The organism is Pseudomonas hydrolytica, from assembly GCF_021495345.1.
Lineage (GTDB): Bacteria > Pseudomonadota > Gammaproteobacteria > Pseudomonadales > Pseudomonadaceae > Aquipseudomonas > Aquipseudomonas hydrolytica.
The window spans coordinates 3189393-3207563 of the sequence record NZ_CP099397.1 but is presented as its reverse complement, the minus strand read 5'-3'; the positions used below and the strand labels follow the sequence as shown (position 1 = coordinate 3207563).

Annotated in this window: 19 protein-coding genes; 17 read left to right on the top strand and 2 right to left on the bottom strand. The window is 65.1% G+C overall.

All coding sequences use genetic code 11. The features are described from left to right. Nucleotides 1-76 precede the first annotated feature (76 nt). The 15 genes from flhA (at nt 77) to L1F06_RS14835 (ending at nt 14798) form a co-directional block, all read left to right on the top strand. Nucleotides 77-2224 carry a flagellar biosynthesis protein FlhA gene (gene flhA / locus L1F06_RS14905; RefSeq protein ID WP_129482197.1) on the top strand — a complete coding sequence of 716 codons (2148 nt, stop codon included), beginning with the start codon at nt 77-79 and terminating at the stop codon, nt 2222-2224. Between the two features lie 11 nt (nt 2225-2235). Continuing rightward, a complete protein-coding gene (gene flhF / locus L1F06_RS14900; protein ID WP_129482198.1) occupies nt 2236-3549 on the top strand; it encodes a flagellar biosynthesis GTPase FlhF in 1314 nt (437 codons plus the stop codon). A gap of 90 nt (nt 3550-3639) precedes the next feature. Continuing rightward, the gene (fleN, locus tag L1F06_RS14895) at nt 3640-4470 is read left to right on the top strand and encodes a flagellar synthesis regulator FleN (RefSeq protein WP_012019013.1); all 831 of its coding nucleotides are present in this window, start codon (nt 3640-3642) and stop codon (nt 4468-4470) included. Beyond that, entirely contained in the window at nt 4467-5213 is a 747-nt protein-coding gene (gene fliA / locus L1F06_RS14890; protein ID WP_003243225.1) for an RNA polymerase sigma factor FliA, read from the top strand. The genes fleN and fliA overlap by 4 nt, the downstream gene beginning before the upstream one ends. A gap of 77 nt (nt 5214-5290) precedes the next feature. Next, the gene (locus L1F06_RS14885; RefSeq protein WP_169968482.1) at nt 5291-5665 is read left to right on the top strand and encodes a chemotaxis response regulator CheY; all 375 of its coding nucleotides are present in this window, start codon (nt 5291-5293) and stop codon (nt 5663-5665) included. A 19-nt stretch (nt 5666-5684) separates the two neighbouring features. After that, on the top strand, nt 5685-6473 hold the full coding sequence (locus L1F06_RS14880; RefSeq protein WP_003243230.1) for a protein phosphatase CheZ: 789 nt from the start codon (nt 5685-5687) through the stop codon (nt 6471-6473). 12 nt (nt 6474-6485) lie between these two features. Further along, on the top strand, nt 6486-8699 hold the full coding sequence (locus tag L1F06_RS14875; protein WP_129482199.1) for a chemotaxis protein CheA: 2214 nt from the start codon (nt 6486-6488) through the stop codon (nt 8697-8699). Between the two features lie 42 nt (nt 8700-8741). Then, nucleotides 8742-9869 (top strand): protein-glutamate methylesterase/protein-glutamine glutaminase, encoded by a 1128-nt coding sequence (locus L1F06_RS14870; RefSeq protein WP_129482200.1) that lies wholly within the window; start codon nt 8742-8744, stop codon nt 9867-9869. Between the two features lie 25 nt (nt 9870-9894). Then, complete coding sequence (locus tag L1F06_RS14865; protein ID WP_003243234.1) at nt 9895-10635, top strand: flagellar motor protein; 741 nt, start codon at nt 9895-9897, stop codon at nt 10633-10635. Nucleotides 10636-10647: 12 nt separating this feature from the next. Then, nucleotides 10648-11457, top strand: a complete 810-nt coding sequence (gene motD / locus L1F06_RS14860) for a flagellar motor protein MotD (RefSeq protein WP_003243236.1) — start codon at nt 10648-10650, stop codon at nt 11455-11457. An 82-nt stretch (nt 11458-11539) separates the two neighbouring features. Next, nucleotides 11540-12328 carry a ParA family protein gene (locus tag L1F06_RS14855; RefSeq protein ID WP_012019009.1) on the top strand — a complete coding sequence of 263 codons (789 nt, stop codon included), beginning with the start codon at nt 11540-11542 and terminating at the stop codon, nt 12326-12328. An 87-nt stretch (nt 12329-12415) separates the two neighbouring features. Further along, nucleotides 12416-13213, top strand: a complete 798-nt coding sequence (locus L1F06_RS14850; RefSeq protein ID WP_012019008.1) for a CheW domain-containing protein — start codon at nt 12416-12418, stop codon at nt 13211-13213. Between the two features lie 95 nt (nt 13214-13308). After that, nucleotides 13309-13788 (top strand): chemotaxis protein CheW, encoded by a 480-nt coding sequence (locus L1F06_RS14845; RefSeq protein WP_003243242.1) that lies wholly within the window; start codon nt 13309-13311, stop codon nt 13786-13788. Next, nucleotides 13788-14195: a DUF2802 domain-containing protein gene (locus L1F06_RS14840; protein ID WP_012019007.1), complete on the top strand. Its 408-nt coding sequence runs from the start codon at nt 13788-13790 to the stop codon at nt 14193-14195. The genes L1F06_RS14845 and L1F06_RS14840 overlap by 1 nt, the downstream gene beginning before the upstream one ends. 159 nt (nt 14196-14354) lie before the next feature. After that, the gene (locus tag L1F06_RS14835) at nt 14355-14798 is read left to right on the top strand and encodes a rhodanese-like domain-containing protein (protein ID WP_129482201.1); all 444 of its coding nucleotides are present in this window, start codon (nt 14355-14357) and stop codon (nt 14796-14798) included. Here the strand turns inward: L1F06_RS14835 and L1F06_RS14830 are convergent. Both L1F06_RS14830 and fliK read right to left on the bottom strand, forming a co-directional pair. Next, entirely contained in the window at nt 14779-15123 is a 345-nt protein-coding gene (locus tag L1F06_RS14830; protein ID WP_012019005.1) for an EscU/YscU/HrcU family type III secretion system export apparatus switch protein, read from the bottom strand. The two genes, L1F06_RS14835 and L1F06_RS14830, sit on opposite strands and share 20 nt — an antisense overlap. Continuing rightward, complete coding sequence (gene fliK / locus L1F06_RS14825; protein WP_129482202.1) at nt 15120-16649, bottom strand: flagellar hook-length control protein FliK; 1530 nt, start codon at nt 16647-16649, stop codon at nt 15120-15122. Before fliK ends, L1F06_RS14830 begins: the two co-directional genes overlap by 4 nt. Nucleotides 16650-16846: 197 nt before the next feature. On the opposite strand from fliK, the gene ccmA reads away from it, so the two are divergent. Together ccmA and ccmB are read left to right on the top strand one after the other, a co-directional pair. Next, the gene (ccmA, locus tag L1F06_RS14820) at nt 16847-17491 is read left to right on the top strand and encodes a cytochrome c biogenesis heme-transporting ATPase CcmA (RefSeq protein WP_129482203.1); all 645 of its coding nucleotides are present in this window, start codon (nt 16847-16849) and stop codon (nt 17489-17491) included. Then, nucleotides 17488-18159 carry a heme exporter protein CcmB gene (gene ccmB, locus L1F06_RS14815; RefSeq protein ID WP_003243253.1) on the top strand — a complete coding sequence of 224 codons (672 nt, stop codon included), beginning with the start codon at nt 17488-17490 and terminating at the stop codon, nt 18157-18159. Before ccmA ends, ccmB begins: the two co-directional genes overlap by 4 nt. Nucleotides 18160-18171 lie beyond the last annotated feature (12 nt).

Genomic DNA, 18171 nt, shown 5'->3' with positions numbered 1-18171 from the left:
TTGCACGCTGCCGCGTGATTCTGGAACGCTTCTTGCCATTACCCCAGCAGGGCGCATTTTCGCGTCAAAAGATTGAATGGGCTGGGGTAGAGCTGTGGCAGTAGATCGCGCACAAATCATCGGTGACGTACGCAGCAACCTTGCCGGGTTGCGCCACGGCAACCTGGGCATTCCGCTGCTGCTGCTGGTCATGCTCGGCATGGTCATGCTGCCGATTCCGCCGTTTTTGCTCGACGTGCTGTTCACCTTCAGCATCGCGCTGTCGATCGTGGTGCTGCTGGTCAGCATCTATGCGCTGCGGCCGCTGGACTTCGCCGTGTTCCCCACCATCCTGCTAGCCGCCACGCTGCTGCGTCTGGCGCTGAACGTCGCCTCCACCCGTGTGGTGCTGCTCAACGGCCACGACGGACATGGCGCGGCGGGCCAGGTGATCCAGGCCTTCGGCGAAGTGGTGATCGGCGGCAACTACGTCGTCGGTATCGTGGTGTTCGCCATCCTCATGATCATCAACTTCGTGGTGGTCACCAAGGGTGCCGGGCGTATCTCCGAAGTGAGCGCGCGCTTCACCCTCGACGCCATGCCCGGCAAGCAGATGGCCATCGACGCCGACCTCAACGCTGGCCTGATCGATCAGGCCGAGGCCAAGCGCCGTCGCAGCGAGGTGGCCCAGGAGGCGGACTTCTACGGCTCGATGGACGGTGCCAGCAAATTCGTGCGCGGCGACGCCATCGCCGGCCTGCTGATCCTGTTCATCAACCTGATCGGCGGTATCGCCATCGGCGTGCTGCAGCACAGCCTGGCCTTCGCCGAGGCCGGCAAGGTCTACACCCTGCTCACCATCGGTGACGGCCTGGTGGCGCAGATTCCTTCCCTGCTGCTGTCCACTGCCGCCGCGGTGATGGTGACCCGCGTTTCCACCTCCGAGGACATGGGCTCGCAGGTGCATCGGCAGATGTTCGCCTCGCCGCGTGCTCTGGCCGTGGCCGCTGCCATCCTCATCGCCATGGGCCTGGTGCCGGGCATGCCGCACTTTTCCTTCATCAGCCTGGGCCTGGTGGCCGCTGGCGGCGCCTACTGGATCGCGCACAAGAACCGCAAGGTCAAGGAAGCCGAGGTCAAGGAAGTGCAGCGCCAGCAGGAGCTGCTGCCGGCGCAGAAGGCCCAGGAGGTCAAGGAACTGGGCTGGGACGACGTCACCCCGGTGGACATGGTCGGTCTGGAGGTGGGCTACCGCTTGATTCCGCTGGTCGACCGCAATCAGGGTGGCCAGCTGCTGGCGCGTATCAAGGGAGTACGCAAGAAGCTGTCGCAGGAGATGGGCTTTCTCATGCCCTCGGTGCATATCCGCGACAACCTCGATCTGGCGCCCAACGCCTATCGGTTGACGCTGATGGGCGTCAGCGTGGCCGAGGCCGAGGTCTATCCGGATCGCGAACTGGCGATCAACCCCGGCCAGGTATTCGGCCCGCTCAACGGTATCGCCGCCAAGGATCCGGCGTTCGGCCTGGAGGCGGTGTGGATCGACCCCAGTCAGCGCGATCAGGCGCAATCGTTGGGTTACACCGTGGTCGACGCCAGTACCGTGGTCGCCACCCACCTCAACCAGATCCTGCACAAGCATGCCCACGAGCTGCTCGGCCACGAGGAAGTGCAGCAGCTCATGCAGCTGTTGGCCAAGAGCTCGCCGAAGCTGGCCGAGGAGCTGGTGCCGGGGCTGGTGTCGCTGTCGACCCTGCTCAAGGTGCTGCAGGCGCTGCTGCAGGAACAGGTGCCGGTGCGCGACATTCGCACCATCGCCGAGGCCATCGCCAACGTCGCGCCCAAGAGTCAAGATCCCGCCGCGATGGTCGCCGCGGTACGCGTCTCGCTGGCCCGCGCCATTGTGCAAAGCATTGTGGGACTAGAGCTGGAGCTGCCTGTGATCACCCTCGAACCAAGGTTGGAACAGATATTGCTCAACAGTATGCAGAAGGCCGGTCAGGGCAGCGAGGATGGCATCCTCCTCGAACCGGGTATGGCCGAGAAGCTGCAGCGTTCCCTGGTGGAAGCGGCGCAGCGCCAGGAAATGCTCGGCAAGCCGGTGATTCTGCTGGTGGCCGGTCCGATCCGGGCGATGTTGTCGCGCTTCGCGCGGCTGGCGGTACCCAGCATGCATGTGCTGGCCTACCAGGAAATTCCGGACAACAAGCAGGTCACCATAGTCGCTACGGTTGGCCAGAACTGAGGTAAAGGGTCATGCAGGTCAAACGCTTCTTCGCCGCCGATATGCGGACCGCCATGAAACTGGTGCGAGACGAGCTGGGCGCCGACGCCGCGATCATCGGCAACCGCCGCGTGGCTGGCGGTGTCGAGCTGACCGCTGCGCTGGACTACCAGGTGGCGCCGGCGCCGGTACGCCCGAACCCGGCGTTGGAAGCCGAGCTGCGCAAGACCCAGGCGCGCATCGCCAGTGCCCAGGCGGAGCTGGCCACGCGTGCCGAGCAGGACGCCGGCAAGGACCGCCAGTTGTTCGCCAACGAATCGCTGCTGGCGCCCGAGCTGCCTGCCACGCCGGTCAAACCGCAGCGCGCGGCCGAGTCGGCTCCTGCCGCGGCCCCGGCGGTCGATCCGCGCGCGCTGGAAGCCATGCGCTTCGAGCTGCACGGCCTGCGCGAGCTGATTGAGGTTCAGCTGGGGTCGATCGCCTGGGGCCAGTTGCAGACGCGTCGTCCGCAGCAGGCCAATCTGTGGCGTCGCCTGCAGCGCATGGGCCTGTCTGCCGAACTGTCGCAGGCACTGCTGAGCAAGGTCGCGGGTGTGGCCGAGCCGCGTCAGGCCTGGCGCATGCTGCTGGCGCACCTGGCGCATGCGATCAAGACGCCCAAGGTCGAGCCGCTGGAGGAGGGCGGGGTGATCGCCCTGGTCGGTCCGGCCGGCATGGGCAAGACCACCACCCTGGCCAAGCTGGCGGCGCGCTACGTGCTTAAGTACGGCGCGCAGCAGGTCGCTCTGGTGAGCATGGACAGCTTCCGTATCGGTGCCCAGGAGCAGCTCAAGACATTGGGGCGTATTCTGGGTGTATCGGTGACCCAGATCGATCCCGGTCAGTCCCTGCTGCAGGCGCTGACGCCGCTGGCCAAGAAGCGCGTGGTGCTGGTCGATACCGCCGGTCTGCCGGGTAACGATCCGGCGCTGCGCCTGCAGCTGGAAAGCCTGGCCTCGGCGCGGATCAAGGCGAAGAATTATTTGGTCCTGGCTGCAACAAGTCAGAGCCAAGTGCTCAAGGCGGCCTACCATAGTTACAAGCGTTGTGGCCTTTCTGGCTGCATACTGACGAAGCTGGACGAGGCCGCGAGCCTGGGTGAGGTTTTGGGTCTGGCTATAGGCCAGCATCTGCCGGTAGCCTATGTCACGGACGGACCGCGGATCCCGGATGATCTGCAGGTGCCGCGTAGTCACCAGCTGGTCAGCCGCGCCGTAGGCCTGCAGACCGCCGAGCCGCCGAGCGAGGATGCCATGGCGCAGATGTTCGCCGGGCTGTACCACAGCCCCGCGCAGCGTGCCGGCTGAAACGGCGAGAATGTAGCACCCTCCCGCGTCATGACGCGGGAGTAAACGGCCACGAGGCCAGGTCGAAGTTAGACAAGGTGTAGAAAGAACATGGGTATGCATCCCGTACAGGTGATTGCGGTGACCGGCGGCAAGGGTGGCGTCGGCAAGACCAATGTGTCGGTGAATCTGTCCATGGCCCTGGCCGATCTCGGCCGTCGGGTGATGTTGATGGATGCCGACCTGGGGTTGGCGAATGTCGACGTTTTGCTGGGGCTGACGCCCAAGCGCACCCTGGCCGACGTGATTGCCGGTGAATGCGATCTGCGCGACGTGCTGCTGCAGGGACCGGGCGGTATCCGCATCGTCCCGGCGGCCTCCGGCACGCAGGCGATGGTCAATCTCTCGCCGATGCAGCATGCCGGCCTGATTCAAGCCTTCAGCGACATCAGCGAGAACCTCGACGTGCTGGTGATCGACACCGCTGCCGGCATCGGCGATGCGGTGGTCAGCTTCGTTCGCGCCGCCCAGGAGATCCTCGTGGTGGTGTGTGACGAGCCGACTTCCATCACCGACGCCTACGCGCTGATCAAGCTGCTCAACCGCGATCACGGCATCAGTCGCTTCCGCGTTCTGGCCAATATGGCCCATAGCCCGCAGGAAGGGCGCAATCTCTTTGCTAAGCTGACCAAGGTGACGGATCGTTTCCTCGATGTCGCCCTGCAGTATGTCGGCGCCGTACCCTACGATGAGTGCGTGCGCAAGGCCGTGCAGAAGCAGCGCGCCGTCTATGAAGCCTTCCCTCGTTCCAAGTGCGCTCTGGCGTTCAAGGCGATAGCTCAGAAGGTCGATACCTGGCCCTTGCCGGCCAACCCCCGTGGCCATCTGGAATTTTTCGTCGAGCGTCTGGTGCAGCAACCGACCGCAGACTCGGCCGTATGACAGCAGCCTCTGGACTTCGTATGTACAACAAGGCGCAGGCGCAGGACTCCCAGCACCAGCTGATCGAACGCTATGCCCCTCTGGTCAAGCGCATTGCTTATCACCTGCTGGCCCGTTTACCGGCCAGCGTGCAAGTCGACGATCTCATTCAGGCCGGCATGATCGGCCTGCTGGAAGCGTCGCGCAAATACGACTCCGGCAAGGGGGCGAGTTTCGAAACCTTCGCCGGTATCCGCATCCGCGGTGCCATGCTCGACGAGGTACGCAAGGGCGACTGGGCCCCGCGTTCGGTGCACCGCAACAGCCGCATGGTCAGCGATGCCATTCGTGTCGTTGAAGCAAGAACCGGGCGAGACGCTAAAGATCACGAGGTTGCGGCCGAACTCCAATTGAGTCTCGAGGATTACTACGGCATCCTTGGCGACACTTTGGGCAGCCGTTTGTTCAGCTTCGACGACCTGTTGCAGGACGGCGAGCATGGCGGTTTGCACGAAGACGCCGGGCACACCCACCTCGAACCTTCGCGGGACCTCGAAGACGAACGCTTCCAGGCGGCCTTGGCCGATGCCATCGCCGGTTTGCCGGAGCGCGAACGTCTCGTGCTGGCGCTGTATTACGATGAAGAACTGAACTTGAAGGAAATCGGCGAAGTGCTGGGGGTCAGCGAGTCGCGCGTCAGCCAGTTGCATAGCCAGTGCGCAGCGCGGTTGCGCTCGCGGCTCGGCGAGTGGCGCGCCAGCTGAGTCGGTTTCACGATTAAAGGGCGTCATTGCGTGTGCAATGCGTTTGGGACTGTACGGAGGTCGACTTGGACAAGAACATGAAAATCCTCATCGTTGACGATTTCTCGACGATGCGACGGATCATCAAGAACCTCTTGCGGGACTTGGGCTTCACCAACACCGCCGAGGCCGACGATGGCACTTCGGCACTGCCCATGCTGCAGAGCGGCAGCTTCGACTTTCTGGTGACCGACTGGAACATGCCCGGCATGACCGGCATCGACCTGCTGCGCGCGGTGCGCGCCGACGAGCGCCTCAAGCACCTGCCGGTGTTGATGGTTACCGCCGAAGCCAAACGTGACCAGATCATCGAAGCGGCACAGGCCGGCGTGAACGGCTATGTGGTCAAGCCCTTCACCGCCCAGGTGCTGAAGGAAAAGATCGAGAAGATCTTCGAGCGGGTAAACGGCTGATGTCAGCCGCGAGGGTGCTATGGAACACGATGACTCCACGCTGGGTGACCTCGAGTCGACCCTGAAAAGCAACGCCCGCGAGCTGGTCGATAGCCTGGAACAAGGCAACTTCGGCGCTGCGGTGCAACTGATCAACGAGCTCAACAAGGTCCGCGATCGCGGCCTGTACCACGAGGTCGGCAAGCTGACCCGGGAGCTGCACAACGCCATCGTCAATTTCCAGCTCGACCCGCGCATGCCGCATGCCCAGGAGCTGTCGCAGATCGCCGATGCCACCGAGCGCCTGAACTATGTCGTGACCATGACCGAGAAGGCCGCCAACCGCACCATGGATCTGGTGGAGCAGAGCGCGCCGCTGGTCAACGACCTCAGTGACGAGGCGCAGAGCCTGAGCGCGGAGTGGGGCCGTTTCATGCGCCGCGAGATGGGCGCCGAGGGCTTTCGCGAGCTGGCCAAGCGTATCGAGTTGTTTCTCGCTCGCAGCGAGCGTGACAGCAACAAGCTGTCCGCTCATCTCAACGACATCTTGCTGGCGCAGGACTACCAGGACCTGACCGGCCAGGTGATCAAGCGCGTCACCCAGTTGGTGACCGAGGTGGAAAGCAACCTGCTCAAGCTGGTGCTCATGGCCAGTCAGGTCGACCGTTTTGCCGGTATTCAGCACGACCATGAAGTGCTGCGCGCCGAACAGGAAAAATTAAAAGAGCCATCCCGGGGTGAAGGTCCGCAGATTCATGCCGATAAGCGTGATGACGTCGCCTCCAGTCAGGACGATGTCGACGACCTGCTGTCCAGTCTTGGATTCTAAGGAGCACCCCCTATGAGCTTCGGCGCCGATGAAGAGATCCTCCAGGATTTCCTGGTAGAGGCCGGCGAGATTCTCGAACAGTTGTCCGAACAGCTCGTGGAGCTGGAAAGCCGACCGGACGACATGAACCTGCTCAACGCCATCTTCCGCGGTTTCCATACCGTCAAGGGCGGGGCGGGTTTCCTCCAGCTCAACGAGCTGGTGGAGTGCTGCCATATCGCCGAGAACGTCTTCGACATCCTGCGCAAGGGTGAGCGTCGCGTCGACTCGGAATTGATGGACGTGGTGCTCGAAGCTCTGGATGCCGTCAACGGCATGTTCGGCGAGGTGCGCGAGCGGCGCGAACCGACTCCGGCCACGCCGGAACTGCTGGCGGCACTGTCGCGTCTGGCCGAGCCCGCTGGTGCCGAGGCGGCTGCCCCCGCACAGGAGCCGGAAGCGGAGCCGGAACCCGCTCCGGTTTCCGCGCCTGCCGCCTCCGGCGACATCACCGACAGCGAGTTCGAGCAACTGCTCGATGCGCTGGGCGATGCGCCCGCTGCTGCCCATGGCGCCGAAAGCAGCGCCGCCAGCGACGAAATCACCGACGACGAATTCGAATCCCTGCTCGATCAGCTGCACGGCAAGGGCCAGTTCTCCGGCACGGTTGAAACCGCCGCCGATACCGCCGTGGCGACGGCGTCTGCCGCTTCCGCCGCCAGCGACGAAATCACCGACGACGAATTTGAAGCCCTGCTCGATCAGTTGCACGGCAAGGGCCAGTTTTCCGCGGCAGCCGAGGCAGCCGCTCCCGCCGCTGCCGTAGCCGGTGCTGCGGCAGCGGCCGGCGATGACATCACCGACGACGAGTTCGAGTCGCTGCTCGATGAGTTGCACGGCAAGGGCAAGTTCGTGCCGCCGCCGGTTTCCGCACCTGCCGCCGCGCCCGCAGCCAAACCGGCCGCCGCGGCCAAGCCAGCGGCTGCGGCAAAACCTGCTGCGGCCAAGGCCGAGCCGGCTGCCGCGCGCACCCCGGCGGCGCCTGCGCCGGCTGCCGACAAGGCGCCCGCCGCGAGCGAAGCGGAAACCACGGTGCGCGTCGATACCGCGCGTCTGGATGAAATCATGAACATGGTCGGCGAGCTGGTGCTGGTGCGTAACCGCCTGGTGCGCCTGGGCCTGAACAGCGGCGATGAAGCCATGTCCAAGGCCGTTTCCAACCTCGACGTGGTGACGGCCGACCTGCAGACCGCGGTGATGAAGACCCGCATGCAGCCGATCAAGAAGGTCTTCGGCCGCTTCCCGCGCCTGGTCCGTGATCTGGCACGTAACCTCAAGAAGGAAATCAACCTCGAGCTGGTGGGCGAGGAGACCGACCTGGACAAGAACCTGGTCGAGGCCCTGGCCGACCCGCTGGTGCACCTGGTGCGCAACGCCGTCGACCATGGCGTGGAAACCCCGGAAGAGCGCGAGAAGGCCGGCAAGGCCCGCGCCGGCCGCGTGGTGCTGTCCGCCGAGCAGGAAGGCGACCACATCCTGCTGTCGATCACCGATGACGGCAAGGGCATGGATGCCGACGTACTGCGTGCCAAGGCCGTGGAGAAGGGCCTGCTGGACAAGGACGCCGCCGATCGCCTGAACGAATTCGAATGCTACAACCTGATCTTCGCCCCGGGCTTCTCGACCAAGACCGAGATCTCCGACGTGTCCGGCCGCGGCGTCGGCATGGACGTGGTGAAGACCAAGATTTCCCAGCTCAACGGCACGGTCAACGTGTTCTCGCAGAAGGGCCAGGGCTCGAAGATCGTCATCAAGGTACCGCTGACCCTGGCGATCATGCCGACGCTGATGGTGATGCTGGAAAACCAGGCCTTCGCCTTCCCGCTGGTCAACGTCAACGAGATCTTCCACCTCGACCTGTCGCGCACCAACGTGGTCGACGGTCAGGAAGTGGTCATCGTGCGCGACAAGGCGCTGCCGCTGTTCTACCTCAAGCGCTGGCTGGTGCCGCAGGCCTTCCATGAGGGCCAGCGCGAAGGCCATGTGGTGATCCTCACCGTGGGCAGCCAGCGCATCGGTTTTGTCGTCGATCAATTGGTCGGCCAGGAAGAAGTGGTAATCAAGCCGCTGGGCAAGATGCTCCAGGGCACGCCCGGCATGTCCGGCGCCACGATTACCGGCGACGGTCGCATCGCGTTGATTCTCGACGTACCGAGCATGCTCAAGCGCTACGCTCGACGTTTCTGATGGTTGCGGCCCAGGCATCGCCTGGGCCGTCTAGGAGTGTGTATGGCAGTCAAGGTCTTGGTGGTGGACGACTCCGGTTTCTTCCGCCGGCGCGTTTCGGAAATTCTGTCTGCTGACCCCAGTATTCAGGTCGTGGGTACGGCCACCAACGGGCGGGAAGCCATCGATCAGGCGCTGGCGCTCAAGCCCGACGTGATCACCATGGATTACGAGATGCCGATGATGGACGGCATCACCGCCGTGCGAAACATCATGCAGCGCTGTCCGACCCCGGTGCTGATGTTCTCCTCGCTCACTCACGAAGGTGCCCGTGTCACCCTCGACGCGCTGGACGCCGGCGCGGTGGATTTCCTGCCGAAGAACTTCGAGGACATCTCGCGCAATCCCGAGAAGGTCAAGCAGATGCTGTGCGAGAAGGTGCACAGCATCGCGCGCAGCAACCGCCGTTTCAGCTCGGCCGCGGTGGCTCCGGCGCCGACTGCGGCTAGTCCGACGGCGCCGACTAGTCGTCTTGCCGCCTCGGCGCGCCCGGCGGCTCCCTCGGCCGCCCCGCGCCCCGCGCCGGCGTCCTCTGGTGCCGCACCGGTTTCGCCTGCGCCCAAGCGCAAGTCCTACAAGCTGGTGGCCATTGGCACCTCCACTGGCGGCCCGGTTGCGCTGCAGCGCGTGCTGACCCAGCTGCCGGCCAACTTCCCGGCGCCCATCGTGCTGATCCAGCACATGCCGGCGGCCTTCACCAAGGCCTTTGCCGAGCGTCTGGACAAGCTCTGCCGCATCCAGGTCAAGGAAGCCGAGGACGGCGATATCCTGCGCCCGGGTCTGGCCCTGCTGGCGCCCGGTGGCAAGCAGATGATGGTGGACGCGCGCGGTGCGGTGAAGATCCTGCCGGGCGACGAGCGCCTCAACTACAAGCCCTGCGTGGACATCACCTTCGGTTCGGCGGCCAAGTCGTACGGCGACAAGGTGCTGGCGGTGGTGCTGACCGGCATGGGCGCCGACGGCCGCGAAGGCGCGCGCCTGCTCAAGCAGGGCGGCAGCCAGGTGTGGGCGCAGGACGAGGCCAGCTGCGTGATCTATGGCATGCCGATGGCCATTGTGAAGGCCAATCTGGCCGACGCGGTCTATGGGCTGGACGACATCGGCCGGCACCTGACCGAGGCCTGCCAGTGACGAACGCTAAGTCGGGTGCATGCGCATGGATGTACTGAGCCTAATCGGCGTCATCCTGGCCTTCGTCGCGATTCTCGGCGGCAACTATCTCGAAGGCGGACATGCCGGCGCGCTGCTCAACGGGCCAGCGGCGCTGATCGTGATCGGCGGCACGCTGGGCGCGGCCTTCCTGCAGGCGCCGGTGAACGTGTTCAAGCGCGCCATGAGCATCCTGCGCTGGATCTTCTTTCCGCCACGCATCGACCTGATCGGTGGTATCAATCGCGTGGTGGGTTGGAGCATGGTGGCGCGCAAGGAAGGGCTGCTGGGCCTGGAGGCCGTGGCCGACGCCGAGCCCGATCCCTACGCGCGCAAGGGCCTGCAATTGCTGGTCGACGGCGCCGAACCCGAATCCATCCGCAGCATCCTGGAAGTGGACCTCTACACCCAGGAGGCGCGCGATATCCAGGCGGCCAAGGTGCTCGAGAGCATGGGCGGTTACGCGCCGACCATCGGCATCATCGGTGCGGTGATGGGCCTGATTCACGTGATGGGCAATCTGGCCGATCCGAGCATGCTCGGCAGCGGCATCGCCGTGGCCTTCGTCGCCACCATCTACGGCGTCGGCTTCGCCAACCTGCTGCTGTTGCCGGCCGGCAACAAGCTCAAATCCATCGCGCTGCGCCAGTCGCGTTATCGCGAGATGCTCCTGGAGGGCATCCTGTCCATCGCCGAGGGTGAGAACCCACGCTCCATCGAACTGAAGCTGCAAGGCTTCATGGACTGATGGAGGTATGGCATGGCGCGCAGGCGGCATCACGAAGATCATGAGAATCACGAGCGTTGGCTGGTCTCCTACGCCGACTTCATCACCTTGCTGTTCGCCTTCTTCGTGGTGATGTACTCGATCTCCTCGATCAACGAAGGCAAGTACAAGATCCTCTCCGAATCGCTGACCGGCGTGTTCAATCAGCCGGATCGTTCGATCAAGCCCATACCGGTGGGCGAGGAGCGGCCGCGCACCGGCGAGCCCGAGAACACCTCGCTGGACGACCCCAGCGCCGATGCCACCCTGCAGAGCATTGCCTCCAGCGTGCGCGAGGCCTTCGGCGAGCTGATCCAGAGCGACCAGCTGACCGTGCGTGGCAACGAGATGTGGATCGAGATCGAGCTGAGTTCCAGCCTGCTGTTTCCCAGCGGCGACGCCTTGCCCAACAACCAGGCGTTCGACATCATCGAGAAGGTCGCCAAGATTCTGGCGCCCTACCAGAACCCGGTCAAAGTGGAAGGTTTCACCGACAATCTGCCGATCCAGACCAGCCAGTTTCCGACCAACTGGGAGTTGTCGTCGGCGCGTGCGGCTAGCATCGTGCGTATGTTGGCCATGGATGGAGTGGACCCGTCACGTCTGGCGGCGGTGGGCTACGGTGAGTTCCAGCCCATCGCGGACAACGCCACGGCCGAGGGCAGGGCGCGCAATCGCCGGGTGGTACTGGTGATTTCGCGCAACCTCGATACCCGGCGCGGGGCGGGTAGTACCGCGGCGCAGCAGTCCGGCGCTGGCACGCAACCTGCACCAGCGCCTGTGTCGGGGGTTCCGCAGTCGTGAGCCGTCAAATCCCAGTCGCCTGCTGCGTGCCGGCGACAGCCATTCTCGGCCTGAGCGCCTCACGCCGGGAGGATGAGAGAACATGAAAGTCTGGGCAGTAGCCAATCAGAAAGGTGGTGTCGGCAAGACCACCACCTCCATCGCGCTGGCAGGCCTGTTGGCCGATGCCGGCAAGCGCGTGGTCGTGGTCGACCTCGACCCCCACGGGTCGATGACCAGTTACTTCGGCCATGATCCCGATACGCTGGAGCACAGCTGCTTCGATCTGTTCCTGCATCAGGGCAACGTGCCGCAGGGGCTGCCCCGGCAGCTGCTGCACAGCACCAGCCACGAGAACATCTCCTTGCTGCCGTCGAGCACCGCACTGGCCACGTTGGAGCGTCAGTCGCCGGGGCAGAGTGGCCTGGGGCTGGTGATCGCCAAGAGCCTGGCGCAGCTGTGGGAGGATTTCGATCACGCCATCATCGACAGCCCGCCACTGCTCGGCGTGCTGATGGTCAACGCGCTGGCGGCCAGCCAGCAGCTGGTGATTCCGGTGCAGACCGAGTTCCTGGCGGTGAAGGGCCTGGAGCGCATGATCACCACGTTGGCCATGATCAACCGCTCGCGCAAGCAGGCGCTGCCCTACACCATAGTGCCGACCCTGTTCGATCGTCGTACCCAGGCGTCCATGAGTACCCTGCGCGTGCTGCGCAATACCTATCCCGATCATCTCTGGCCGGCCTACATTCCGGTCGACACCCGTTTGCGCGATGCCAGCCGGGCAGGGCGCACGCCTTCGCAGTTCGATGCCGGCAGCCGCGGCGTGATCGCCTACCGGGCGCTGCTCAAGCACCTGCTGAGCCACCAGCCGGCAGCGCAGGTGGCTTGAAATGCATGACTGTGTTGAACTGCTGGACTCAAGTCCGACGACGCTCCGGCCGATACGCTGTAGAGCTTTCCATCACGGGTTCCAGTCATGAGTCGTAACCTCGCCACAGCCACGCGCTCCCAGCTTGCCTTGCAGTCATACCTCGACGGTTTGCTGCAGGAGGCTGCCGCCGAGCTGGAGATGTCCGTCAGCCTCGACGAGTTCGAGGCGGCGGTACTCGAGGAGCAGGTGCGCGATGCGCGTCTGGTCGAGCCGGTCGCCGTTGCGCCGGTCATCGAGCCTCAGGTGCAGGCGCCGCCAGTCGAAATGCCCGTACCGGTACAGACCGTGGTCGTCGAAGAGGCGCCGCCGCCTGTGGCTCCTGTCGTCGAGCTGGCGCCGTCGCCTGCGGCCGTGCTGCAGGATGGCCGGCCAGGCTGGGCGGAAGAGCCGTTCGAGTGCCTGCTGTTCGACGTTGCCGGGCTGACCCTGGCGGTGCCGCTGATCTGCCTGGGCTCGATCTACCCGCTGCAAGATCAGGAGCTGACGCCGCTGTTCGGTCAGCCGGAGTGGTTCCTCGGCATCCTGCCGAGCCAGGCCGGCAACCTGAAGGTGCTGGATACCGCGCGCTGGGTGATGCCGGACCGCTATCGCGAGGATTTCCGCGATGGTCTGCAGTACGTGATTTCGGTCCAGGGCTACGAGTGGGGGTTGGCGGTGCATCAGGTCAGCCGCTCTATCCGTCTGGACCCCAGCGAGGTCAAGTGGCGCAGTCAGCGTACCCAGCGGCCCTGGCTGGCCGGTACGGTGATCGAGCACATGTGCGCGCTGCTCGACGTGGCGGCGCTCGCCGAACTGATCGCCAGCGGCGGCGCCAAACGCCTGGCCGCTGGAAAACTGCATTGAGAATTGGTGGGTCCGTGGTTATGGGCTCTATAGTTGATGACAGGCGGGTCGACCCGCACATGCCGCGCTGAGCGGTTTTTGACGAGGCTTGGGACATGAAGAAAAGCTCTGCACAAGGTGCCGAAGATCCGATTCTGCAGTGGGTGACCTTTCGCCTGGATAACGAAACCTACGGCATCAACGTGATGCAGGTGCAGGAAGTCCTGCGCTACACCGAGATCGCTCCGGTACCGGGTGCGCCGAGCTACGTGCTGGGCATCATCAACCTGCGCGGCAACGTGGTCACCGTGATCGATACCCGCCAGCGCTTCGGCCTGGGCTCGGCGCCGGTCACCGACAATACCCGTATCGTCATCATCGAAGCGGACAAGCAGGTGGTCGGCATTCTCGTCGACAGCGTCGCCGAAGTGGTTTACCTGCGTCAGTCCGAGATCGAGACCGCGCCCAACGTCGGCAACGACGAATCGGCCAAGTTCATCCAGGGCGTATGCAACAAGAACGGCGAGCTGCTGATTCTGGTCGAGCTGGACAAGATGATGAGCGAGGAGGAGTGGTCGGAGCTGGAGAGCATCTGATGCTCGAAGCCGCCCTGATCCTGCTGGCGCTGCTCTGTGTGGCGCTGGGCTTCGTCTGCCACGGTCTGTATCGCAGCCAGCAGCGTGCGCTGGCGGAACAGGCCAAGCGTGACGCTGCGCGCGATGCGCGGATCAAGGAGCTGAGCAAGCGTCTGGACACCTACCTGACCGGCAGCATTCGCATGGGCGAAGAACTGCATGAGCTGCGCCGGATCGTCGCGCCGCTGCCGGACAAGGTCAGCCAGATCGAGCAGCGCGACCCCAGCAGCCTGTCGTTCACCCAGGCTGCAAGGCTGGTCGGCATGGGCGCCAGCGTCGATGACCTGACCCAGTCCTGTGGCCTGAGCAAGGCCGAGGCCGAGCTGATCAGCCGGCTGCACCAACCCAAGGCGCGGCAGCCGCAATAGCCTCCCTGCAGGCTGGCCATAGTCGCCAGGGTTCTTAGCAGGCCGCCCGGCCTGTGCAATCGTTCCTAGCGCCCACCACCACTGCACCTACGCTGAAGAAGTGGGGCCATTTTGCGTACCGACGCGGCCGGCCCGGATCACAGTTGCGGGGTGACCCTCATGCATCGCCTGATTCCATTGCTTTGCGCCTGCCTGGCATGCCTGCCGCTCGCTGCCCAGGAGGCGCCGCTGGAGGTGCGCGGCGCCATTACCGTCAACGTCATGCAGGCCAAGCACCTTTACGATCATGGCGCCGTGTTCATCGACGTGCGCCCGGCGCGCGAGTGGGGCTGGGGCCATGTCGAGGGGGCGATGCACATGGATCTGCGCGGGCGCTTCGCTGGCCTGGCCCAGCCGCAGTGGCCGCGCGACCTGCCGCTGGTGATCTATTGCGACAGCGAGATGGGCCCGCAGAGCGCGCAGGCGGTGGAGCAGGCGGTAGCCTGGGGGTTCAGCCGGGTGTTCTATTTCCGCGGCGGCTATTTCGCCTGGCAGCTGTTCGACTTCCCCATGGGCAAGGCCACGGCTGGCGAGGCACTGGCAGTCAGCTCCTCGGACCTCTGAGCAGCGCCGGCGGCGGGGTGACGTCGCGCTCTTTGTCCGCCTCGAAGCCGGGCGGGGTCTTGCCCTGCAGGTACCAGGCGAAGGCGATGATCTCGGCAATGCAGCGGTACAGCGCTTCGGGGATGGCGTCGCCCAGCTCCAGGCGGGCCAGCAGCCGCACCAGCTCGGCATTCTCGTAGATCGGGACCTCGTACTCGCGGGCGATGGCAAGGATGGCCTCGGCCAGTTCGTCGTCGCCCTTGGCGCTGAGCACGGGGGCGTTCTGCCCGTCGTAGTTGAGGGCGATAGCCTGGCGCGGTTCCGCCTTACTGCTCTTGCGGCTCATGCGGTTTCATCCACCCAGCGTTGTTCCAGCGTGGTCTTCGGCCCCTGCGGTGGCAGGCCCTGGCTGCAGGTCAGCTCGCCCACTTCCAGCCCGGCTGCCTGCAGGCGTTCACGCAGGTGGTCGAGTTCGGCGTTGATCAGGGCGGTGGTTTCGCCGCGCTCGGCCCAAAGCTGGCTGGACAGGCTGCCGCGCAGCAGTTGTGCACGTACCTGCAGCGGGCCGAGGTGGTCGAGTTCGAACGCCAGCTCCACGCGCCAGAGCGTTTCCTTGTGTTCCGGTTTATCCGCCTTGCCGCTGTCCTCGCGTTGCAGCTTGATCTGCAGCGGGATCACTTCCTGCTGGTGGCGCATCGGCAGTTCCAGTTGCCAGGTGGTCAGCAGGTTGCCGTTGGCGTCCACCTGGGTCTGCGCCAGGCTCGACAGCTGGTGGGTCTGCAGGCGTGACACGGCCGCGGCGGCGAGTTTCAGCAGGGTTTCCAGATCGGCTTCGCCATCCATGTTCTGCAGCAGGCGCGAGGGCAGGGGGAAGGTCAGGGCCTGCTGGCGCGCCGAGCCGGCGGCATTGACCCCGAGCAGCTGTCTGGCCAGATTCGGCAGGTTCTGGTTGAGGGCATTCTGCAGGCCGGCAAGGGTGGCGGCGCCGCCCGGAAACTGCGGCATCAGCTGTGCGATCAGGCGCAGCAGGTTGGCTTTCAGATCCTGCGCCAGTGCGCCGGTCTGGCCCTGCAGCAGCTTGGCTTCGAGCAATACGCCACTGCTCTCCAGGGCCTGCGCCAGGCCCTTGGCGCTGCTCAGCTGGGTGCTGTCGGGCAGGGCGCCGAGCAGCTTGTCGATGCTGCCGCGCAACGCCTCGTCGCCGGTGCGCAGGCCCTGCAGGCCCTTGATCAATCCTTCCAGAGAGGCCTGACGGTTCTGCTGGGCGGCCAGTTGCTGGCCCAGCACCAGTTGATCGAGGCGGCCGCTCAGCGGCAGGAAGGCGAGGCTCTGGCTGCCCTGCACCTGGGCGCTGAGCAGGCTGCCTAGCGGCAGCGCCATGGGGCTGTCGAGCGCCAGCTTGCTGCCGGCCAGCGGGGTGTTGAGCAGGTTGACCACCAGGCGGTAGACGGTCTGGGCGCCCTGTGGCGGCAGCACCTCACGGCTGATCACCTTGCCCTGTACCAAGGTGCCGGGCGGCAGTTGCTGCAGGTCGAGGCTGGTCAGCGGCTTGTCGCCCCCGGCCTGCAGAACCACGGCCAGACGCGTATCCGACAGGGCGGTGACCACCAGGGCGCTGCCCTGGGCCAGCGCCCGCGGGCTTTCCGCCTGCAGAGTGGCCTGTCGGCCGCCGTCGAGCGTCAGTTTGAGCAGCACCTGAAAGCTCTGCGCCTGTTCGCGAATCGCCACCACTTCGGCCTTGGCGCTCTCGCCGGCGGCCAGCATGCCTTCCAGCGGCTGCAGCAGGCGCACGGCCAGGTCCGCAGCCGTCGCGGCGTTGCGAATCACCGGCGGCGAGGGGGGAAGCGGGCGTGGGCTGCTGATTTCACTCATGGGCTTGGGTTGGGCTCCGTCCTTTGCAGGTGCCGAGGGTGCGCATGGCACACTCCATGTGATTCACACCCTGTCGAAAATGCTGACTGCGGGGACAGCGATGCGCCATGTATAATGCCGCCCCGCTGCGCACCGCACTCCGGCACGCGTCAGTATAGCGGCCGGAGCACCGTCGACTTTAACCCTGCCAGGTATCGATGACCCTTCCCGTTCCTCTTCTCGAAGCCGTGGCGCTCAGTTGTGAGCGGGACTGGCGCATGCTTTTCGAGCATCTGAATCTGGCCATGCAGGCCGGCGACATGCTTCAGGTCAGCGGGCCCAACGGCAGTGGCAAGACCAGCCTGCTGCGTCTGCTGGCCGGCCTGCGCCAGCCCACCGCCGGCAGCATCCGCCTCAACGGCCAGCCGATGAGCGAGCAGCGTGCGGAGCTTGCGCGCAATCTGCTGTGGATCGGCCACGCCGCCGGCATCAAGGGGCTACTGACTGCCGAGGAGAACCTCGCCTGGCTCTGCGCCCTGCATCGTCCGGCCAGCCGCGAGGCGATCTGGCAGGCGCTGGACGCGGTCGGGCTGCGCGGTTTCGAGGACGTTCCCTGTCACACCCTGTCCGCCGGTCAGCAGCGCCGGGTGGCCCTGGCGCGCCTGTATCTGGTCGATACGCCGCCGCTGTGGGTGCTGGACGAGCCCTTCACCGCCCTGGACAAGCAGGGCGTGGCGCAGCTCGAGGCGCATCTGGCCAGTCATTGCGAGCGCGGTGGCGTGGTGATACTGACCACCCATCACAGCCTGCAGCACAAGCCGGCCACCTACCGTGATCTGGATCTGGGGCAGTACGCCGCATGAGCAACGTATTCACCCAGCTTCTGGCCCGCGAGATGCGCCTGCTGGCCCGCCGTCCGTCCGACCTGGCCAACCCCCTGGTGTTCTTCGCCATCGTCATCGCCCTGTTCCCGCTGGCGGTGGGGCCGGAGACGCAATTGTTGCAAACCCTTTCTCCCGGCCTGGTCTGGGTGGCGGCGCTTCTGGCCGTGCTGCTCTCGCTGGACGGGCTTTTCCGCAGTGATTTCGAGGATGGCTCGCTGGAACAGTGGGTCCTTTCGTCGCACCCCCTGCCTCTTCTGGTGTTGGCCAAGGTGCTGGCACACTGGCTGTTCAGCGGCCTGGCGCTGGTATTGCTGGCGCCCTTGCTGGCGCTGATGCTCGGTCTGCCCGGGCGCTGTCTGCCGGTTCTGCTGATTTCCCTGCTGCTCGGCACTCCGGTGTTGAGTCTGCTAGGCGCGGTGGGCGCTGCGCTCACCGTTGGCCTCAAGCGCGGCGGCCTGCTGCTGGCGCTGCTGATTCTGCCGCTGTACATCCCGGTGCTGATTCTTGGCAGCGGGGCGTTGCAGGCGGCCCTGCAAGGATTGCCGGCGACCGGTCACCTGTTGTGGCTGGCCAGCCTCACCGCCCTGGCGGTGACCCTGACACCTTTTGCAATTGCCGCCGGCCTGACCATCAGCGTCGGCGAATAATAACGAACCGTG

What these genes read in the sequence shown, in the direction of transcription:
- flhA (WP_129482197.1), top strand. Translation starts at nt 77, where the DNA reads ATGGGCTGGGGTAGAGCTGTGGCAGTAGATCGCGCACAAATCATCGGT.
- flhF (WP_129482198.1), top strand. Translation starts at nt 2,236, where the DNA reads ATGCAGGTCAAACGCTTCTTCGCCGCCGATATGCGGACCGCCATGAAA.
- fleN (WP_012019013.1), top strand. Translation starts at nt 3,640, where the DNA reads ATGGGTATGCATCCCGTACAGGTGATTGCGGTGACCGGCGGCAAGGGT.
- fliA (WP_003243225.1), top strand. Translation starts at nt 4,467, where the DNA reads ATGACAGCAGCCTCTGGACTTCGTATGTACAACAAGGCGCAGGCGCAG.
- L1F06_RS14885 (WP_169968482.1), top strand. Translation starts at nt 5,291, where the DNA reads ATGAAAATCCTCATCGTTGACGATTTCTCGACGATGCGACGGATCATC.
- L1F06_RS14880 (WP_003243230.1), top strand. Translation starts at nt 5,685, where the DNA reads ATGGAACACGATGACTCCACGCTGGGTGACCTCGAGTCGACCCTGAAA.
- L1F06_RS14875 (WP_129482199.1), top strand. Translation starts at nt 6,486, where the DNA reads ATGAGCTTCGGCGCCGATGAAGAGATCCTCCAGGATTTCCTGGTAGAG.
- L1F06_RS14870 (WP_129482200.1), top strand. Translation starts at nt 8,742, where the DNA reads ATGGCAGTCAAGGTCTTGGTGGTGGACGACTCCGGTTTCTTCCGCCGG.
- L1F06_RS14865 (WP_003243234.1), top strand. Translation starts at nt 9,895, where the DNA reads ATGGATGTACTGAGCCTAATCGGCGTCATCCTGGCCTTCGTCGCGATT.
- motD (WP_003243236.1), top strand. Translation starts at nt 10,648, where the DNA reads ATGGCGCGCAGGCGGCATCACGAAGATCATGAGAATCACGAGCGTTGG.
- L1F06_RS14855 (WP_012019009.1), top strand. Translation starts at nt 11,540, where the DNA reads ATGAAAGTCTGGGCAGTAGCCAATCAGAAAGGTGGTGTCGGCAAGACC.
- L1F06_RS14850 (WP_012019008.1), top strand. Translation starts at nt 12,416, where the DNA reads ATGAGTCGTAACCTCGCCACAGCCACGCGCTCCCAGCTTGCCTTGCAG.
- L1F06_RS14845 (WP_003243242.1), top strand. Translation starts at nt 13,309, where the DNA reads ATGAAGAAAAGCTCTGCACAAGGTGCCGAAGATCCGATTCTGCAGTGG.
- L1F06_RS14840 (WP_012019007.1), top strand. Translation starts at nt 13,788, where the DNA reads ATGCTCGAAGCCGCCCTGATCCTGCTGGCGCTGCTCTGTGTGGCGCTG.
- L1F06_RS14835 (WP_129482201.1), top strand. Translation starts at nt 14,355, where the DNA reads ATGCATCGCCTGATTCCATTGCTTTGCGCCTGCCTGGCATGCCTGCCG.
- L1F06_RS14830 (WP_012019005.1), bottom strand. Translation starts at nt 15,123, where the DNA reads ATGAGCCGCAAGAGCAGTAAGGCGGAACCGCGCCAGGCTATCGCCCTC.
- fliK (WP_129482202.1), bottom strand. Translation starts at nt 16,649, where the DNA reads ATGAGTGAAATCAGCAGCCCACGCCCGCTTCCCCCCTCGCCGCCGGTG.
- ccmA (WP_129482203.1), top strand. Translation starts at nt 16,847, where the DNA reads ATGACCCTTCCCGTTCCTCTTCTCGAAGCCGTGGCGCTCAGTTGTGAG.
- ccmB (WP_003243253.1), top strand. Translation starts at nt 17,488, where the DNA reads ATGAGCAACGTATTCACCCAGCTTCTGGCCCGCGAGATGCGCCTGCTG.